The organism is Paenibacillus lautus, assembly GCF_050482385.1.
Classification (GTDB): domain Bacteria; phylum Bacillota; class Bacilli; order Paenibacillales; family Paenibacillaceae; genus Paenibacillus_AQ; species Paenibacillus_AQ lautus_B.
In genome coordinates this window covers 879,884-893,968 of sequence record NZ_JBCNHV010000001.1, presented here as the reverse complement: position 1 = coordinate 893,968, position 14,085 = coordinate 879,884, and the positions used below count along the sequence as shown (strand labels likewise).

The 14,085-nt window shown below is 50.6% G+C and carries 16 protein-coding genes; 15 read left to right on the top strand and 1 reads right to left on the bottom strand.

The window, feature by feature from the left end:
- Positions 1 to 83 precede the first annotated feature (83 nt).
- Complete coding sequence (locus tag ABEW73_RS04200) at positions 84 to 611, bottom strand: DUF2062 domain-containing protein (RefSeq protein WP_430161879.1); 528 nt, start codon at positions 609 to 611, stop codon at positions 84 to 86.
- A gap of 197 nt (positions 612 to 808) precedes the next feature.
- Here ABEW73_RS04200 and ABEW73_RS04195 point away from each other — a divergent pair, with 197 nt between their 5' ends.
- From ABEW73_RS04195 to ABEW73_RS04125, 15 genes are all read left to right on the top strand, one after another.
- Entirely contained in the window at positions 809 to 1,165 is a 357-nt protein-coding gene (locus ABEW73_RS04195; protein ID WP_430161881.1) for a PadR family transcriptional regulator, read from the top strand.
- Positions 1,162 to 1,842 (top strand): permease prefix domain 1-containing protein, encoded by a 681-nt coding sequence (locus tag ABEW73_RS04190; protein ID WP_430161883.1) that lies wholly within the window; start codon positions 1,162 to 1,164, stop codon positions 1,840 to 1,842. Before ABEW73_RS04195 ends, ABEW73_RS04190 begins: the two co-directional genes overlap by 4 nt.
- Entirely contained in the window at positions 1,839 to 2,411 is a 573-nt protein-coding gene (locus tag ABEW73_RS04185; protein ID WP_430161885.1) for a DUF4825 domain-containing protein, read from the top strand. Before ABEW73_RS04190 ends, ABEW73_RS04185 begins: the two co-directional genes overlap by 4 nt.
- A 78-nt stretch (positions 2,412 to 2,489) precedes the next feature.
- Positions 2,490 to 2,789: a hypothetical protein gene (locus ABEW73_RS04180; RefSeq protein WP_430161887.1), complete on the top strand. Its 300-nt coding sequence runs from the start codon at positions 2,490 to 2,492 to the stop codon at positions 2,787 to 2,789.
- 173 nt (positions 2,790 to 2,962) lie between these two features.
- Complete coding sequence (locus ABEW73_RS04175; RefSeq protein WP_430161889.1) at positions 2,963 to 3,943, top strand: aldo/keto reductase; 981 nt, start codon at positions 2,963 to 2,965, stop codon at positions 3,941 to 3,943.
- A gap of 59 nt (positions 3,944 to 4,002) precedes the next feature.
- The gene (locus tag ABEW73_RS04170) at positions 4,003 to 5,343 is read left to right on the top strand and encodes an LLM class flavin-dependent oxidoreductase (protein WP_430161891.1); all 1,341 of its coding nucleotides are present in this window, start codon (positions 4,003 to 4,005) and stop codon (positions 5,341 to 5,343) included.
- A 5-nt stretch (positions 5,344 to 5,348) separates the two neighbouring features.
- The gene (locus ABEW73_RS04165; RefSeq protein ID WP_430161893.1) at positions 5,349 to 6,125 is read left to right on the top strand and encodes an ABC transporter permease; all 777 of its coding nucleotides are present in this window, start codon (positions 5,349 to 5,351) and stop codon (positions 6,123 to 6,125) included.
- A 39-nt stretch (positions 6,126 to 6,164) separates the two neighbouring features.
- Positions 6,165 to 7,181: an ABC transporter substrate-binding protein gene (locus ABEW73_RS04160; protein WP_430161895.1), complete on the top strand. Its 1,017-nt coding sequence runs from the start codon at positions 6,165 to 6,167 to the stop codon at positions 7,179 to 7,181.
- Positions 7,182 to 7,202: 21 nt separating this feature from the next.
- Complete coding sequence (locus tag ABEW73_RS04155) at positions 7,203 to 7,976, top strand: ABC transporter ATP-binding protein (protein ID WP_430161897.1); 774 nt, start codon at positions 7,203 to 7,205, stop codon at positions 7,974 to 7,976.
- 47 nt (positions 7,977 to 8,023) lie between these two features.
- Entirely contained in the window at positions 8,024 to 8,866 is an 843-nt protein-coding gene (locus tag ABEW73_RS04150; RefSeq protein WP_430162190.1) for a sulfurtransferase, read from the top strand.
- 213 nt (positions 8,867 to 9,079) lie between these two features.
- A complete protein-coding gene (locus tag ABEW73_RS04145) occupies positions 9,080 to 9,673 on the top strand; it encodes a TetR/AcrR family transcriptional regulator (RefSeq protein WP_430161899.1) in 594 nt (197 codons plus the stop codon).
- A 91-nt stretch (positions 9,674 to 9,764) separates the two neighbouring features.
- Positions 9,765 to 10,847, top strand: coding sequence for an alpha/beta fold hydrolase (locus tag ABEW73_RS04140; protein ID WP_430161901.1), 1,083 nt, complete (start codon positions 9,765 to 9,767; stop codon positions 10,845 to 10,847).
- 188 nt (positions 10,848 to 11,035) lie between these two features.
- The gene (locus tag ABEW73_RS04135) at positions 11,036 to 11,884 is read left to right on the top strand and encodes an AraC family transcriptional regulator (protein ID WP_430162192.1); all 849 of its coding nucleotides are present in this window, start codon (positions 11,036 to 11,038) and stop codon (positions 11,882 to 11,884) included.
- A 296-nt stretch (positions 11,885 to 12,180) separates the two neighbouring features.
- Positions 12,181 to 12,951 carry a beta-glucanase gene (gene bglS / locus ABEW73_RS04130; protein ID WP_430161903.1) on the top strand — a complete coding sequence of 257 codons (771 nt, stop codon included), beginning with the start codon at positions 12,181 to 12,183 and terminating at the stop codon, positions 12,949 to 12,951.
- A gap of 189 nt (positions 12,952 to 13,140) precedes the next feature.
- Positions 13,141 to 14,019: a helix-turn-helix domain-containing protein gene (locus ABEW73_RS04125; protein WP_430161905.1), complete on the top strand. Its 879-nt coding sequence runs from the start codon at positions 13,141 to 13,143 to the stop codon at positions 14,017 to 14,019.
- Positions 14,020 to 14,085: the final 66 nt, after the last annotated feature.

The following is a 14,085-nucleotide window of genomic DNA, read 5'->3' as shown; positions in this document are numbered from 1 at the left end:
CAGGGGCAATGTAACTTGATTCTGAATCATAAAAAAAAGCGCCTGGGAAGGAGGTTCCAGGCGCTTTTCATTATGAACTTTAATCAAGACTTCGATCTTCCTCTACGAATGAATTCTTTGATTTTTTGAAGCAAGGGTCTGCGGTAAAGGGAGAGCAAGATGCGCAGCAAAATATAGAGTATCAATGTAGACAGGATGCTGTTGATGAGGGCACCGACAAGAAAGTTGACGCCCATATCGCCTAATCTGCCAAAATGATTTGTCTCAATTCGATAATCCGTCTCAGGGACAGGTACCGAGAGAGCATCTTCGATCTCAAAGGTTCTGGGAAATGTGGTGAACAGATGCACAAATACCCCTATTCTATAGTTTAAATAGAACAGGATCGGCCACAAGACAGATCCAGTCGAAGCTGCAAGGAAGGCGGAGGGGATGTTCGCCCGAGCCATGCGAGCGAGCAGCGGAGCCAGCAGCAGATCAATGCCAAAGGTTGGATACCAGCAAGGGAAGAAACCTACGGCAAAACCGAGCGCAATTCGATGATCGCTATTTTGCATGCGGAGAGTCCGGAGAATATAGTATTTGAGTCGTCGAATGTATTTATGAAGCAAACCCGTCTCCTCCTGCACGTACTAATACATTAATGAAGCGATTCTAATTTATTATAGGAAGAACTTTCAAGAATTATATAGCAGTGCTTGTAAGCCGTCAATCGAGAAAGAAATATATGTGTGGGATATTACTTTGACACGCATAGTAATATGCGTTATATTATACTCATTCCATTCCGTTAAGGAGGTCCGGGTGTTTGATAGAATCCTTACATAACAGTGATTTGATACGTGGAAATATTGATACCTTTATTTTGCGTGTGTTATCAGACGGGGATAATTACGGCTATCAGATCATTAAAGAAATCTCGATACGAAGCGGGAATCGATTTGAACTGAAGGAGCCTACATTGTATTCCAGTCTGAGAAGATTGGAGAAGCAGGGATTGATCCGTTCCTATTGGGGAGAAGAAACCCAGGGTGGAAGGCGCAAATATTACAACCTCAGCCAGGAGGGACAGGGACGCTTGCTGCAAAATCAGGAGGAATGGAAGGCTGCGCGCGAGATTATCGATGTTCTGATCGGGAATGGAAAGGAGCTGACAGAGCAATGACCAATAGGCATGACCTGGAGATCTTTGTGGACCGTCTATTTGCGAATCAACGCAAAACCAAGGAAGTGATAGAGCTGAAGAATGAGGTTCTCAGCAATTTGGAGGCGCGTGTTACGGATTATATGGAGAACGGCATGGAATATCAATCGGCCATCAGCCTGGCTATCGATAACATCGAAGATATCGAGGCCCTTATTGACGATAATCAAAAAGTTTACAGCTATCGTTTTCGTTATGAACTTGTTCAGAGCGCGCTTATTTATTCCTTGCTGGCCTGGATCGTCACCATCCCGGCCCGATTTTTGCCAAGCGGTATAGGGGTGAACACCCTCCTGCTGTGCGTCGTTGTCTTAACCGGAGCGGTGTATCTTTCCATGTCACGGCATCTGAAACGGTATGAGAAGCAGACAAGCATAATCAACGCAGGTAAATTGGCCAAATGGAGTAAAGGGGCATGGTGGCTGTGGTCGATATTTATCGTAGTCGTATCCATGTACACCTTCGTGATTCAATACGGCAGTGATCTATGGTTTGGGCGAGTATTGCGGATCGATGGGCCCTATTCGTTCTATGAAACCGTCATGCGATATGCCATCCCGATGACGTCGGTCATCATTCCACTGCTTGTCCAAAAAGCTTGTAAACTAACCCTTCAACTTGAGGTGAATGAACCATGAGCAGAAAAAATTGGCTGATTGTTGCACTGCTGCTTATCGGCGTAGTGGGTATGGCTGCACTGGAGGGATTCATTAAGCCCAGGGCAAATGAACAGGCCATTCAATATGAAGCGGAGCAGAATGATCCGTTGACGCATGATATCCGGAATTCGTTAAGCTACGCCAGCCCGTATATGGGGAATGCCGGAAACCTGATTAATTTGAATGCTTCGCTTCCCATGCATGACATCGAACGCACATTTCAGCTCTACCCGGAGGAATTGACGGCCGAGCTCCGATTCCAGGCTAGGGCCGGCGATCTGCAAGAGGAGAAGCTGAAGCAGCTGCTGGTTTATAATTCCACTGCAAATTTTGCCATGATTGATAATTTGGAAAAACTGATCTTCGCTTTTGAAGACCAAACCTTCACCATCCGGCGGGACGAGGTGCAGTCGTGGTATGGCAATCAGGTTACTCTTGCTTCATTACGGGATGCCGGGACATGGGAGAAGGAGGTTCAATCCCGTCTTGATGATATGAAGTATGTCGGTGATTACGTACAGGAACTGGTTGAGCGTAAGTTTCTGTAGAGATGCGCTGCGCTCAAGTAGCCAAGGCGCCTGTCCACGCTGGATCTGCCGAGGGAAGGGAACAGCAGCCGGGCGATCATGATGATGGATATGGCCGCGAAATTGGGCAGAATCATTCCGGAGCTCGGCCATTACGCGGTATCCAGAATGACGATGATCGGAACCCTGCAGCAGATTGCCGATCGAATCGAGGATTGGTTTCGAAGCGGGGCTTGCGACGGATTCAACATTATGGCCCCTTTGCTTCCGGGTGGTCTCGAGCAGTTTGTGGAGCGAGTAGTGCCGCTGCTTCAGCAGCGCGGGGTGTTTCGCGAGGACGATACAGGCAGAACGTTACGGGACCATCTCGGTTTCATCCGACCGGAAACCCAACATTAAAAATAATTGACGACAAAATTAGACGATGCTATAATCCTACTTAACATATCGGAAATAATTGAATTGATGCACATTCTACCGGACAGCCGGAGATGCATCCTTGGATCAGCTTGTGGTCCGAGGTGTGTCTTCGGCTATTTTTTTAATGTGGATTTTACGAGGAGGCAGCAATCATGAAGTATAGAGCACTGGGTAGAACCGGAGTTCAAGTATCGGAGGTGAGTCTGGGGACGATGGCTTTCGGGCGCTGGATCGATGAGAGGGCTTCGGCCGCCGTATTGGATCAGGCACTGGGGTCTGGCATCAATCTCATCGATACGGCTGACGTGTACGGTACCGGTATGGATAACGGGAACGTAAACCAGCTTGGGGAATCGGAAGAAATTCTGGGCAGGCTGCTGAAGGAGCGAAGACAAGATATTCTCCTAGCTACCAAGCTGCATAACCGGATCGGTCCCGGCATTAATGACCAAGGTCAAAGCCGCTATCATATCTACCGTGCGCTGGAGAATAGCCTTGCCCGGCTCCAAACGGATTATATCGATTTGTATCAAGTGCACCGGTTTGATGAGTTTACCCCGCTGGACGAGACGCTTGAGGCGCTTACGGATCTTGTACGTCAGGGCAAAGTCCGCTATATCGGCTGCTCCAACTATGCGGCTTGGCAGTTGGCCAAAGCTCATGGCATCAGTGCGCTCCACGGTCTGCGCAGGTTCGAGAGCGTACAGCCGGAATACAGTCTCATTACAAGAGATATCGAACGTGAATTACTTCCCTTTGCCCAGTCGGAGCAGGTTGGGGTTATCGTGTACAGCCCGCTCGGCCGGGGCATATTGTCCGGGAAGTACCGGGCGAGCGAAGCTCCCCCATCGGACTCGCGCCTGGCTGCAGGCGAACAGAGATTGCAATTGCTGTTGAACCAGCGGCATGCGCTCTCTGTTGTGGAAGCGATCCGGCCGCTGGCCGAGCACCGGGGATGGACGCTTCCGCAGTTCGCCCTGAACTGGGTGCTCAGTCGCCCAGGCATCACATCCGCCATTATCGGGGCATCGAAGCCCGAGCATATCGCGGATACATTGAAGCATTCGGCTGACCGGCTGACAGAGGAAGAACTGCAGGAAATCGACCGCTTGACGGAGGAACTCCGCGGATAAAGCGGAGATAAAGCGACATATCTTATCACCATATTACAGATCAGGAAGGTGACACAACTATGAGTTCAAAACGTCGTCAATTGCATCTTGGATTGTTTTTATTCGGGACGGGCTATCATCCCGCGGGCTGGAGGCTGCCCGAAGGCAAAACGGACGGGGCTTACGATCCCCAGTTCCTGAAGGAGGTCGCCCAGAAGCTTGAGAAAGCCAAGTTTGATTTCTTCTTTCTGGGGGACCGATTGGCCACGAGCGCGGATATGCAGCATTTATTCCCTTCCCAAATGACGCGGCTGGAGCCGTTTACGATGCTGTCCTATCTGGCTGCGGCAACGGACAAAATCGGTTTGATTGGCACGGTGAACACCACCTATGCGGAGCCGTACAACATCGCACGCTTCACGGCATCCTTGGACCATCTAAGCCAAGGCCGGGCCTCATGGAATGTCGTAACAGGCTCCGATCCGCGGGCCGCGCTGAATTTCAGCCGAGAGAAGCATTGGGATAACGCCAAGCGGTACGACTATGCTGAGGAATTTATCGAGATCGTCAGCGGGCTGTGGGACACCTGGGAGGACGACTCCCTTCCGCGGGACAAGGCAAGCGGTGTGTTCGCCGACGGAAGCAAAGTACACGCTCTGGACCATGTCGGCGAGCACTTCTCCGTCGCCGGGCCGCTGAATATTCTGCGCCCGATACAGGGGCAGCTGCCGCTCATCACAGCTGGAACCTCCCTGCGCAGCCAAATGCTGGCGGCTCAATATTCCGACATGGTCTTCACGGGAACGAATGTGAAGGAAGTTGCCGTGAAATTTTACAAGGAAGTGAAAGGCCGGCTGCCGGAGTATGGACGGGAAGCTTCGGATTTGAAGGTCCTGCCCGGACTGGTTCCGATCGTGGGCCGGACGGAAGAAGAGGCGCGTGCCAAATATGCGGAACTGAATGAACTGGTTGTGACCGATTACGATCTGGGTCCGCTGTCGGATAAGATCGGGATTGATCTAAGGGGATATTCCCTGGAGGATCCGCTGCCGGATGTATCCGCTTCGGAAACGGCGTTGCACTGGGCGGACCTGGCCAGAAAGGCCAACGGACGCGAGGATATTACGATCAGGGATCTGTTCTATTTCTTCACCGTCACGGTCCGCGGGCATCTGCTTGTTGTCGGCAGCGTGACGCAAGTGGCGGATATCATCGAGGAATGGTTCCGGGATGAAGCGGCCGATGGATTCAATGTATGCCCGCCTTATATGCCGGGTGGACTGGATCTATTCCTGGAGCTGGTGGTACCCGAGCTTCAGCGTCGGGGCTTATTCCGTACCGAATATGAAGGCAGCACCTTCCGGGAGCACTTGGGACTAAGCCGCCCGGGGAACCGCTATGATCTGATTGCGAAGGGGTGAGCCTGATGGGAACGAGGAAAGCCAAGAAATTTCGCGGCATCTGGGCGGGGCAGGCGATTTTGCTGCTGATCATAATCGGAATTTGCGAGTTCCTGGTTCGCACGGAAACCGTCAGCAGCCTGTATTTGCCTGCGCCCTCCAAGGTATTCCAAGAGCTGTTCAACCTGTTCGGTGACGGGGAGATTTGGAAGCATCTGTACGTCACGCTGGCCGAATTCGTTGCGGGCTATGGCATTGCGGCACTTGGAGGCTTGGCCGTGGGCATGGCTCTGGTGCTGATCCCGTGGGCGGAGCAGTTCTTCAGGCCCTATCTTTCGGCGCTGATGGCGATTCCAAAGGTGACAATTGTACCGCTGCTTGCGCTTTGGCTGGGGATCGGAATCACGCATAAAATATCGATTGTGTTCCTATTCTGTTTCTTTACGATCACGGTCAATACGATGACCGGGATCAAGCAGACGGCGGACAACCATCTGAAGGTCGCTCAAGTATTCGAAGCTACACGGTACCAGACCATCATGAAGGTGATTTTGCCATCGGCTGCACCGACCATTTTTGCCGCTCTCCGAATTTCGGCTGCAACCGGACTGGTCGGGGCTCTGTTTGGGGAGATGCTGGCGTCGAAGGATGGTCTTGGAAATATTCTCGTGAAGGCAACATCGCTCTATAATACCGCGCAGGCATTTGCTATTGTAGCGCTGGTTACCGTCGTATCCGTACTCATCATTTCATTGATTGATTTGTTGGAACGCAATGTGTTTTTGAAATGGAAATCATCATAGACCATCGGAAAAAGCATCACTTACAGGGGAGAGATCCATATGACTAGAAGAGGAATACGTTCATACATGATTGCGTTTGCGGCGATATGGCTGATCGCCATGACGGCCGGCTGCGCAAGCGGCGCGGATAGCGGCAAAGGAGCAGCTCCGTCCACAGTGGGGGGAGAAAGTGCTGCGGGAAACAAGCTGGAGAAGATCCGATACGCGCCGCTTAGCGGTGCCAGCGGATTGGCGGTGTCCTTCGGGGCGGAGAAGGGATTCTTCGAGGAAGAAGGACTCGACGTTGAGTTTATTACCACCAAGGACCCAATCGCCGGTCTGACCAGCAAAGACATCGATGTGGTCGACGTAGCCACGACGACAGCGATTGTAGCTGCGGGCAAGGGCGCCCCCGTCAAAATTGTCTCCTCCATGTTCCGAACCAAAGGCCCGTTCTACCTGATTGCCTCACCGGAGATCAAGACGGTGGAGGACCTGAAGGGCAAGAAGGTGGGCATCGCCGTGTTTGGCAGCGGGCTGGAGGTGTATACGCAGGTCATCCTGAAGGAGCATGGATTGAAGCCGGAGGATGTGACCTTCATTGCCAACAGCACGCATCAGGCGGCATACGCGAGTCTGGAAACCGGACAGGTTGACGCCACCATCATCCATGAGCCGTTCGCTTCTCTCGCGGAGAAGCAGGGAAAAGGTAATATCATTGCTATAGGCTGGGATTACCTGCCGACCTTCCACACCGGGGTGCTGGCGGCGCGTGAGGGGATTCTGAACGAGAAGCCGGAATTGGTCGAGAAGCTGCTGCGGGCCTATTTTAAATCGCAAGAATATGCGAAGAGCCATCCGGACGAGTATAAGGCTTATTATCTGAAGAACATCGAGATCGATCCCGAGGTGCTGGATCTGGCGCTGGAGCGTGAAGAGGTCCTGTGGGAGAACAATCCGGACGTGGACATCAACGCACTGAATGACACCCAGCAGATCCAGAAGGAATTGGGCTTCCAGGATGAGATCTACAAGGTGGAGGACATTCTGGACCTACGGTTTATTCCGAAAAAATAAAGTGTGGCAGGAGGCGTTCATATGTCTGGTTTTACGGTGAAAAATGTCTCGATGGTATATGACGGTGATCTTCCTACGATCACGCTTCAACATATAAACTTGCAGGTCCGGGATGGCGAATTCCTGTGCATCCTTGGGCCGAGCGGCTGCGGGAAAAGCACGCTGCTCGAACTGCTGGCGGGGTTGCAGCTCCCGACGGAAGGCGAGATTTGGCTGGATGACGCGAAGATTAAGGGACCCACCCGGAGCTCGGGGGTTGTATTCCAGGATGCATCCCTGTATCCATGGCGCACGATCTCACAGAACGTCGGCCTTGGGCTGGAGCTTGGCGGCATGAAAAAAGCAGAGCGGCAAGCGCTCGTAGACAAATATTTAAATATGGTCGGTCTGCAGGGATTCGGTTCAAAATACCCCCATCATCTGTCGGGAGGCATGCGGCAGCGCGCCGGGATCGCAAGGGCGCTCGTGAATAGTCCCAACATCCTCCTGATGGACGAGCCTTTCGGCGCGGTGGACCATCTTACCCGGCTCCAGCTTCAGCAGGATCTGCTTCGCATATGGCAGGAGGAGAAGAAAACGGTAGTCTTTGTTACCCATGATGTATCCGAAGCTGTCTTTCTCGCAGACCGAGTCGTCCTGTTATCCCCGCGTCCTGGACGTATTCACCATATTTTCGACGTTCCCTATGAGCGTCCGCGCAAGCGGGAGGATGCCAGTCTCCTGAAGATTCAGAACGACATTTACTCCGCGATCTATGACGTGAAGACGGAAGAGGATTTGGAATTTACGATTTAAACAGATTTAAACAGGGACTAATCATGATTAGAAGGGACGTGGACCCCATAACCAATCTCGTAAGCAAGGAATGGGTACTGGAACGACTTAATTCAGACCCGCGGCAGCTTGTCATCGCGGATGTCAGATTCAGTCCAAGCGAAGCGGATTACGGCTTCAATGCTTATCAGCTAGAGCATGTGCCGGGTGCTGTTTTTATCGATTTGAAAAAAGATTTGATGGATCCGCCAAGCGAGCATGGCGGCCGGAGTCCGCTGCCGCATCCGGAGGAGCTGGCCCGGCGACTCGGCAAGCTCGGGATCGATGGAAATACGTCTGTCGTTGTCTATGATGATGATCTCCGCCCGGAAGGAGCGCGGTTATGGTGGATTTTGAAATACCTGGGCCACGGGTCGGCATATATATTGGATGGAGGATTCGCAAGCTGGAAAGCAGCCGGATATCCGCTTACTTCTGGGGAAAGCGAAGTGAAGCCGCGTTCTTTCCAGACAAATGTCCAACAGGATTGGCTGGCTGATGTGAACGAGGTGAGGGTGAAGCTTGGCGCAGCCGGCGTGACCCTGCTCGATTCAAGGGACTTGAAGCAGTTCAGGGGAGAAACCGCGCCGCTGGATCCGGTGGCCGGACATATTCCGGGAGCGGTGCATGCTTTTTGGAAGGACGGGATGAATGAAGACGGGACACTGAAGGGAGCAGAGTGGCAGCGGGAACGTTTTGCTGGAATATCTCCCGAGGATGAAGTAATCGTGTACTGCGGCTCGGGGGTGTCGGCTTGTCCGAACGTCCTGGCTTTGCAGGAAGCCGGATACCGCAAGGTGAAGCTGTACGCAGGCAGCTGGAGCGACTGGATCAGCTACAAGGACAATCCGGTAGCCACTGGGAACGAGTAAAGCGGAAGCGCCTGCGTCTGATGTGGGTTCCGGTGACAAAGCGGTATAGCGCATATATACCTTTGAACTCTCCATATCTATTCTCCTGTTTTTTCTCCACTAGCGAAACTCTATTCAGCGAAAATAAAACATCTTGTAGGAAACAGGAAAAAGGGTTATTATATTTTTATTGACTGTATGATTTATTTATAGTCAGTAAAAAGGAGAGGGATTATGCCTAAGATTGTCACCGAACATGAAAAAGATATGGTGAGAGAAGCGATGTTTACAAAAGGGATTGAACTGATTCGCAAGAAAGGCGTAAAGCGGATTACCGTGGAGGATATCACCATTGCGACCCATATCGGCAAAGGTTCCTTTTACTCGTACTACAATTCCAAAGAAGAACTTCTCTATTCGATTATCAAAAAGAGCGAGAGCAGAATGTTTGATAGAGTGGAGGCCGTATTATCCGAAAACACAAATTTGAAAGAAAGGCTTGTAAAGGCATTGAAGGAAATTTATCTGGCAGCGGACAGTATCGTGCTCTACGTTTCTCCATCGGATATAGAGCTGCTGCTTCGTAAACTTCCAGCGGAGGTGGCGGACCTTGAAGCGTCAAAATCAAACGACTATTTTAGCAGGACGCTGTCGCTTTGCGGCATTGACGAATCGAGATGCGAAATGGATGTGCTTGCCTATTTAATGAATGCGCTCCATTTTGTGGGGTCGACAGATATGTCTTTTGGTGAGCGGGGAAGAGAGAAGGCCATGGATATACTCGTCCATTCCATTGCCGATTATATGACGGGAGGAGCCGAGCAATGAGAGAGTCCCTGAAGAAATACAAACCGTTGTATGGGATTGCCCCTAATTGCTCTGCTCTGCGTAACCCAGGTCCTATCTACCGGAGGAAACGATGACTGTTATATGGATCGTATTAACCGGATTGCTTTTATTCATCATTAGCTTCGTTATGTTTGTCCAGTACAAGAAAAAGAAGACAGCGCAACAAATTCGGATGAATCCCATGAGTAATGGTATCGATTGCAGAGAATTCGTAACCATCGGCGGCATTTCGCAATATTTGCATCATCGGGGCGAGGATATGGACAATCCTGTCATGCTGTTTTTGCACGGCGGTCCAGGAGAGCCGATATTGCCGTTTGCCCAAGAGTTTCAGATCCCGTGGGAGAAGCGTGTCACGGTCGTACATTGGGATCAAAGAAACAGCGGCAAAACCTATTTTAACAATGATCCGAAACAAGTTGCCCCAACGGTTACCGTTGACCGTATCGTTCAGGATACATATGAAATTGTGAACTATTTGAAAAAGAAGTACCACAAAGAGAAGATTATCATTTTGGGGCATTCCTGGGGCTCGGTGTTAGGCAGCCTGTTCAGCAAACAATATCCGGAGCTTGTGCAGGCTTATATCGGCGTTGGGCAGGTTGTCAATATGATGGACAATGAACGCGTCGGCTATGAAAAAGTACTGGAAGCGGCGAAAATGGCCGGAAACGACAACGATTATCGGGATCTTCTTCGTTTGAAGCCTTACCCTCCGCCTGCATTCGATGACGGTATGATCAGGAACCTTATGAAGGTTCGAAAATTTCAAAGAAAATATAAGTTATCGGCTGGTCCAACAACAGAGCTTATCATCAATGCGTTAGGTTCACCATTTTATACGCTTAAGGATATGAGATATTTTTTCATCTCCGGAGCATTTGGCGAAGGACAGCGTCCTATTTGGAAATATTTATGGGAATCGTTCGATCTGTTGTCTATGGGCGCTGCATTTGAAATTCCAGTCTTTTATATCCATGGAGAGCGAGACTGGCAAACGCCCTATCCGCTGGCGGAGGAATTTTTTTCAACAATCCAAGCGCCGCTCAAACTGTTTTACTCCATTCCGGAAGCGGGCCATATTCCCATGCTGGAGCGGAAGGAGAAATTCAACGAGGCGTTATTTGATATTTTGGAGCGAGCGACTGGATAGCTGCAGGGATAAGAAGGATTCAGGGGATAGATAAATACGGAAGGTTTGTCGACCAGATCACTGGAGGCACAGCTATGGGCTGTGTCTTTTTGTTGTTTTTTTACTTGATGAAGGCAAGCGTGACAACCAGGATTCCACTGTAGCGGGAAACACTTTTTTTGTGACGGGAGGGATTTCATGTGAAGGAGATGGCCTTCGAGTATGCCGAAATGAAGTACTGCATACCCTCGGATATGGAAAGAAAGGGCGGAATCTGGATTCTCCGTACAGGCCGCAGCATGGCGAAACCCCATTATTACGTGGGCCCCAAAATATCCGAAAACTATACGCTGCATTTTGTTCTAAGCGGAAAGATCACACTGGCTTATGGGGATGAGGAGGTCACCTTGTCGGAAGGGGATGTCTTTTGCCTGTTCCCTCATACGAGGTACAGCTACTGGGAAACGAACCACCAGTCGGAGCCGACGCTGCGTACGCAGTGGGTCACACTCAACGGGGAGTTTGCCGTCAGCGCATTGAATCGGATTGGTCTGCATCCGCATAAGCCCTTTATTCGCAACGCGATGAAGGCAGAACTGCCGGGGGTGTTGAATCAAATCTACGAGTGTGTGGATGACGATACGCTTGGCAACGAGTTTGCACGACAGAAATGGTTATATCAGCTGTTTGAACTGCTGGCTGCCGCCACGGTCAGAAAAGGGAGTAAATCGAACTGGCTCGAGCAAAGCGTGTTTTATATGGATTCCCATTACATGGAGGGGATCACGGTTACGGATGTTGTCGAGTATGCCGGCGTACACCGGACGCATCTGTATTGTGAGTTTATCCGGGCGTATGGCATCAGTCCGAGTCATTATTTAATGAAGCTGCGGATGGAGCGGGCAGCGGTGCTGCTGACCGAAACCGATGTGTCCGTGACGGAGGCTGCTTTTTCGCTGGGATATTCCAACCTCCACACGTTCTCGAGAGCATTCGCGAAATATTACCACACGTCGCCTACCTCGTATCGGCAGCGGCACATGCCGGTGCCAACTTAGATAAGATTAGAGCTAAGGTGACTGCAGAAGGCTGTGACAGGGATGAAACCAGAGACCTGCTGCAGCCTTTTTTTCGCATGTCATGACGAAAATAACGTTAAATAGTGCAGTTTTATCCTTGAAATGGCTAGGATTTACTAAATATTTACATGTAGGATGGAGATGACCAACCAATAAGTTATACAAAAACAATCTTCTGACGAAAGGGGGGGCATGTTTTCTTTTAAGATTCCCGGAAGCATAGAGGCATCGTGCTTGTGTTCTATTCATTAGATTCCAAGGAAGAGGTGTTGTTCATGAACAAGCTAATGAATGTCAGAAAGAAAATGACGACCGTGCTTACGGCAGGTACTCTGTTATGCGGATTGCTGTTACCCATTCAGGTGTCGGCTGTTGACGTCGCGTTTAACGAACCATTGAATGGAACGAACCCTAACCTGTTCTATACCTCCGACGGATGGGGAAATGGCCCGGATTTCGGCGTCGGCTGGAAAGCGGCTAACCAGGAATTTTCAAATGGCATTATGGCTCTGCGACTCGACAAGGCAGGATGTCCTGCCAGCTGCTCAGGGAAAAATTATGCTTCCGCCGAGTACGCAACAAACGTCAAGTATGGCTATGGCCGGGTCGAAGCGCGGTTGAAAGCAGCCAAGGGAACGGGACTTGTCACGAGCCTCTTCACGTATTCCGGACCAGGAACCGGCACGTCCAACGACGAAATCGACATTGAAATCCTGGGGAAAGACACCACGAAGATGGAAACCAATTATTTTACGAATGGCGTAGGCCAGCATAGCACCATTATCAACCTGGGATTTGATGCCTCCCTCGATTTTCATAATTATGCGTTCGAATGGTCGCCAACGTCCATTAAGTGGTACGTAGACGGTCAATTGGTACACACGGAGAACGGCTCGCGCGGTGCGCTGCCGACAAGCCCGGGCCATATTATGGTCAACTTATGGTCAGGGGCGGGGCCAGCTGAAATATGGACGGGGACATTCAATTACCCGGGCACTCCGGTACGCGCCTACTATGATTGGATTAAATTCACCCCGGCAAACTAACGTTCCGCAGATGGGGGACTATGAACGCTAACTCGGAAGTTTTTGATGTCAATAAGCTGTTCCATGTCAGTAATGACATTCGGGACAGCTTTTTTTGTTTACAACTATGGAATGTGGATGATAGAGTCTTTGACAAACAATGTATGTGTGCAGCGCTTACATGTATAAACGATTGCGGAGGGGTTTAGGATGCCGTCTATCATGCGGGAAGAAGCGATTCCAAAAGAAAAAGTAAAATTGGCTAAGAATTATCCGATTTTTGTCGTCGATACGATTGGCGTGACGAGCCCCTACCAGAAGCTTCATTGGCATAATGTTCTGGAGATTAATTATATTAAAGCCGGCACAGGCTACTACATCATCAACGGTCAGAAGTTTGAGTTTCAGCAGGGCGACGTGCTGCTTATCAACTCCAATGACCTTCACTGCGCCTATGAGACCCAGGATCTCGTCATGACGGTCATTACGTTCGATTCAACCTGGTTTATCCATAATCTCCGGTTCGACCCGGAGCTGTTCAGTCCGTTCCGCGAGATGGGCAAGCATTACACGAATCTGATCCACCGCGACCATCCGGCCATGGACAAGCTGCGTGCACTTCTGTTTCAGCTCCAGGAGGAGCATGAGAGGGAGCGGCGTTCCTATGCTACGGTTGTTTACGCGCTTCTGCTGCAGTTTCTGGCTACCGTAAACCGGGAGTGCCGGCAGGAGGGGGACAACGGAGGCGAGCCCAGCATCAGCGAGCGCCAGCTTGAGAAGATGCGCCAGGTCATCATGGTCATGGAACAAAATTTCGCGCATCCCTGGACACTGGAGGAGCTGGCATCACTCGTCTATTTAAGCCCTTCCAGGTTCAGCGAAATATTCAAACGCGCGGTTGGCATGCCGCCGCTGCTGTACCTCATCCATATTCGGCTGGAGCAAGCCGTCATGATGCTGGAGGTAGGTCATATGAAAGTAATGGATGTCGCCCTGGAATGCGGCTTCCGCACGCTGACCAATTTTAATCGGCTGTTCAAAAAGCATATCGGCATGACGCCGAAGGCTTCACAAAAACAAAATTCCTAAAAACCAGTGATATAGTGCTGGTTTTTACTTGTTTTAGCAGAGAAATGAGCCTGGTGCAGGCGATAC

Excerpts from the sequence above, each read along its gene's own strand:
- ABEW73_RS04190 (WP_430161883.1), top strand. The coding sequence starts at position 1,162 with ATGACCAATAGGCATGACCTGGAGATCTTTGTGGACCGTCTATTTGCG.
- ABEW73_RS04185 (WP_430161885.1), top strand. The coding sequence starts at position 1,839 with ATGAGCAGAAAAAATTGGCTGATTGTTGCACTGCTGCTTATCGGCGTA.
- ABEW73_RS04180 (WP_430161887.1), top strand. The coding sequence starts at position 2,490 with ATGATGATGGATATGGCCGCGAAATTGGGCAGAATCATTCCGGAGCTC.
- ABEW73_RS04175 (WP_430161889.1), top strand. The coding sequence starts at position 2,963 with ATGAAGTATAGAGCACTGGGTAGAACCGGAGTTCAAGTATCGGAGGTG.
- ABEW73_RS04170 (WP_430161891.1), top strand. The coding sequence starts at position 4,003 with ATGAGTTCAAAACGTCGTCAATTGCATCTTGGATTGTTTTTATTCGGG.
- ABEW73_RS04165 (WP_430161893.1), top strand. The coding sequence starts at position 5,349 with ATGGGAACGAGGAAAGCCAAGAAATTTCGCGGCATCTGGGCGGGGCAG.
- ABEW73_RS04160 (WP_430161895.1), top strand. The coding sequence starts at position 6,165 with ATGACTAGAAGAGGAATACGTTCATACATGATTGCGTTTGCGGCGATA.
- ABEW73_RS04155 (WP_430161897.1), top strand. The coding sequence starts at position 7,203 with ATGTCTGGTTTTACGGTGAAAAATGTCTCGATGGTATATGACGGTGAT.
- ABEW73_RS04145 (WP_430161899.1), top strand. The coding sequence starts at position 9,080 with ATGCCTAAGATTGTCACCGAACATGAAAAAGATATGGTGAGAGAAGCG.
- ABEW73_RS04140 (WP_430161901.1), top strand. The coding sequence starts at position 9,765 with ATGACTGTTATATGGATCGTATTAACCGGATTGCTTTTATTCATCATT.
- ABEW73_RS04135 (WP_430162192.1), top strand. The coding sequence starts at position 11,036 with ATGGCCTTCGAGTATGCCGAAATGAAGTACTGCATACCCTCGGATATG.
- bglS (WP_430161903.1), top strand. The coding sequence starts at position 12,181 with ATGAACAAGCTAATGAATGTCAGAAAGAAAATGACGACCGTGCTTACG.
- ABEW73_RS04125 (WP_430161905.1), top strand. The coding sequence starts at position 13,141 with ATGCCGTCTATCATGCGGGAAGAAGCGATTCCAAAAGAAAAAGTAAAA.